This is a genomic window from Gammaproteobacteria bacterium, assembly GCA_009838035.1.
Taxonomy (GTDB): Bacteria; Pseudomonadota; Gammaproteobacteria; order Steroidobacterales; family Foliamicaceae; genus Foliamicus.
On record VXSK01000027.1, the window covers coordinates 1 to 3,673 of the forward strand.

Here is a 3,673-nt window from a genome sequence, read left to right on the forward strand (position 1 = left end):
GTGATGAACGCGTTGCGCAGACCGTGGAACCAGAACTTCGCGCCGGCGACCTTGCCGATCTTGGCATAGTGCGCGTGAAGCTCCTCGACATGGCCCGACTTGCTGGACAGGGAAGGAAACACCCAATCCCGCAGGTTCGCCGGCATGGCGTCGGAGTTGGCTCGCCTCCGAGCGAGGATCTCACCCAATTGACGCGTGACCGGCAGTTCAAGCGGCACCCCCGTCTTGGTCGCCTCCACCCGGAACAGTCCGGCTTCGAGATCCACACGGTCCCAAACGAGTGGCATGATCTCGCCCCGGCGCATGCCGGTGTACAGCCCGAAGAACAGCAGATCGCGGTGCACGGGGTTACCCACCGCTGCCTCGATACCCGCACGCCAGCGGGGCAACACCTCGGCCGGGGAGGATATCTGCTTCCGCTTCTTCGGGTGATAGCGTCCGCCCCCCGCGAGCCAAAGTTCGACCGGATTGCGCAAACCCTCATGGTCGACGCAGTGCCGGCGGTAGACTGAGCGCAGGAACGAAAGCGCCTGGTTGGCGGGAACCGCGCCGTGACGCTCGGTGATCAGGTGGAACCGGTTCTCAATGTCGATGCGCGTGACGGCATCCAACGGACGCGAGCGCCAGTCTCCCAGGTAGAGGCTCGAGTAGCGGCGGTAGGATCGCTGGGTTTCCGCCGCCCGTCCTCGGCCCGATTCGATGTAGTCGTCGCACGCCTCGCCCACGGTGGGCAGGGCGCGCGCCCTGGCCCGCTCGCCCGCGGGGTCGCCGCCGCCGGCCACCCGCCCGAGCAATTCCTGCGCAAGCCGCCGCGCCCGGTCCGGGGTGACACGCCCGTAGCGGCCCACCACGACGCGCTTGTTCGGCGCCTTGCGTCCGCCGTCCCCGGCGCGGTAGTTGACAACGAAGGACTTGATGCCCGAGGGTTGCACACGGCAGCCGAATCCGGTGAGCTTGTCATCCCACGCGATCCAGGGCTTGTCTGCGGGTTCAAGGGCTTCAACCGTGCGCTTGGTGAGCGTGAGCTTGACCTTGGCGATCCGTTTTGCGGTGTTCGGTTCCATGCCGTCATGATACCGTCCGACGCCAAATAATCAACCCGAAGATCAACACAAGAAAAGAAATCGGAGCGCATCCATACGTCAGGCTGGCAGCGTTGTGTTTAGCGGGAAACAGCATAACATGGCGATATATAGAGGAAATGTTCCATTCCGGCGCGTTCATTCGCTTCGTAGCGCAGATTAGATAGGGAGGTTCGCGACGCGCCCCCCGCTCGTGAGGTGGTTGACGGCCACGTCGGCGCCGAGGCGGCCGATGAGTTCCACGCGGTTCAATCCGAAAGCCATGACTGTGCTCCTTGGTTGGTTGCTGTGACGTTGGGTTGCGAGCGGCCGGAGTCCGGGTCGATCCCTCTCCCCGGCCCCCGGCCGTTCATCCTTCTCCCCGCTTCCCTCCAACTCCTTCCTGCCGGAGGGATGCCATCCGGGCAGCGTCGGGTCCGATCGTCGGTGAGCGTGTCGCGCACGGATCGGATATCGAGGCCGAGGTCGGCCAGCAAATCGCAGGCGGATGGAGCGATGGGATCGGTGTCGGGTTCGAAGAGGTACATGCCGGGACTCCTGTGGAGCGTCCGGCGCGAGGGAGACCGCCTCCCTCGGCTCCGCCGGGCGCTTGCCCGGCTCGCCGCGAGGCTCTGCCTCGATGGGTCAGCGGATCAGGCGTCGCGGCGGATGGCCCACAGGCGCTCGCAGACGGTGCGCGGGGCGAAAATGCCGAGGTTGAGCACGGGAATGCCCCAATTCGGCGCGATGCGCAGCGCCAGGCCGGTGCCTCCGACGGTTCCCCCTTCGGGCGTCCACGCCACCACGGCATCGACGGGACCATCGAGCTCGGGACCCAGGAGGATGGCGGCGTTCCTCGCATGGAGCTTGCGCACGGCGGTGGAACAGCGATGCCAGGCGGGATGGAAATGCGCGGCGACGTTCATCCAGGCGGCAAGCTTGGACGGCGACGGCGCCCGGCAGTCCGTTCCGGCGTGCCCGTTGTAACCCGCCCAGGGGAGGTACAGGGTGCGCTGAGCCGCCGGCGCCCCCGCCGCGAACGCGGTATCGGCCCCGTGCGCGCCGCCGCTCGCCAGACGCCAGCCGGTGCGCGCGAGCCAGGCCGCGATGGTCGTCATGTCGGCCAGCACGGGCTTCGGGGTGGCGCGGGCGCCGATGCCGGCGTAGGTGGGTGCGTTCATGTCGCGGTCTCCGGGATGGGGATGGCGGCCGCGGTCCTCTCTCCCGCCCCGCGGCCTTCGCCCGGACCCCGGCTGTCCTCCGACCCATTGAGAAGTACGCTGCTCGAATGGGATCGAGCCGAAGGGCGGCCGGCCGGCGGCGCAGCAGTGGGGCGAGCGCCCCGGGGTGGATTCAGCCCGAACCGGACACCGCGATGCGCGCGTTCGAATAATCCGGGATTTCCCGGTTTATTCCACCGCGGAGGACCGTTCGAGGGATGCGGTCGCCGTCGTGTGGACGGCGGCGAAGCAGAGGTCCGCGCCCCGCGGCGGGCTCAGCCGGTATCGGCGGCAATGCGCAGCCGGCCCCCGTCGTCCGAGCGCGGCGAACGGATGACGATGTCGACATCGCGCCCGAGCGCGTTCAGCAGGCGGAACAGCCGTTCCAGCGAATACTCCCGGAAGTCGCCCCGCAGGAGCCGCGAGACGTCCGGCTGGGTCAGCCCGAGCAGCCGCCCGGCCTCGGCCTGGGTGATGCCGCGCCGGCGCACCAGCGCGTCGATGCGCCCGACCAGTTCGGCCTTGAGCAGGTGGGCGTCGGCCCCGGGGCGGCCGAGGTCGGCGAACACGTTGCCGGAGCCGGGTTCGATGCGGGTGTCGGGTTCGGTCATGGTCTTATCCTCCGCCATGCTCGTCGTGATGGCGTCCGGCCGCGCGCAGCCGGCGCCGGACGAGGTCCAGTTCCCGCTTCGGGGTGGCCACGCCCCGCTTCGCCTTCTTGCGGAAGGCGTGCAGGACATAGACGGCGGACTCGAACCGCACGGTGTAGACCGCCCGGTACGCGTCGCCGCCGTGGCGGGCGGCGACCTGAAGGACGCCGGCGCCGAAGCCCTTGAGCGGCTTGGCGTCGCGGTGCCGGCCCCCGGCCTGGGCCTGGTAGATCGCAAAACCCATGCGGTCCTGCACGGCATCGGGAAACCGCTTCAGATCCGCTTTGCTCGAACCGACCCATTGGACTTGTTTCAGCATGACAACTTCGATGAGGGATTATAGGGGTTTCCCCATACAGGACCAAGGCGGGCGTTGCCAACAGGCGGTGTTGCCCGCCGCCAGGCGCTGCGCGGCGCTCAGTGCCACGGCGGCTCATCGGGCCCGTCGTCTTCCTCGCGCATCGACGCGGCGGCCAGTGCCGTCCAGGCCTCGCGGTCGAACCCGAGGCGGCGGTTGAGCTTGTCGCAAATGCCGAGCGCGTCGTCGAGATCGAGCGCGATCAGCGCCGTCGGGACGTGGCCGGTGAGCCCCTCGATGACGATGCGGATCTGCTGCACATCGGCCTCCACGTCGTAGGCGGGGCAGAAGCAGAAGTTGGGGTTGTCCGGCAGCGTTTGCGCGGTCATGAAGTGTCTATATGGACGCCTCCCGGTGACCAAGTCCGCGTAGAGGTGGTGGATT

5 protein-coding genes are annotated in these 3,673 nt (G+C 68.2%); all 5 read right to left on the reverse strand.

Annotation, left to right across the window (positions count from 1 at the left end):
* The coding region (locus tag F4Y72_11040; protein ID MXZ28820.1) for a DUF4102 domain-containing protein at nucleotides 1–1,064 on the reverse strand (1,064 nt) is incomplete at its 3' end.
* Nucleotides 1,065–1,714: 650 nt separating this feature from the next.
* On the reverse strand, nucleotides 1,715–2,242 hold the full coding sequence (locus F4Y72_11045; protein ID MXZ28821.1) for a hypothetical protein: 528 nt from the start codon (nucleotides 2,240–2,242) through the stop codon (nucleotides 1,715–1,717).
* Between the two features lie 314 nt (nucleotides 2,243–2,556).
* A complete protein-coding gene (locus F4Y72_11050) occupies nucleotides 2,557–2,892 on the reverse strand; it encodes an XRE family transcriptional regulator (protein MXZ28822.1) in 336 nt (111 codons plus the stop codon).
* Between the two features lie 4 nt (nucleotides 2,893–2,896).
* Entirely contained in the window at nucleotides 2,897–3,250 is a 354-nt protein-coding gene (locus tag F4Y72_11055) for a hypothetical protein (protein ID MXZ28823.1), read from the reverse strand.
* Nucleotides 3,251–3,348: 98 nt separating this feature from the next.
* Entirely contained in the window at nucleotides 3,349–3,618 is a 270-nt protein-coding gene (locus F4Y72_11060) for a hypothetical protein (protein ID MXZ28824.1), read from the reverse strand.
* Nucleotides 3,619–3,673: the final 55 nt, after the last annotated feature.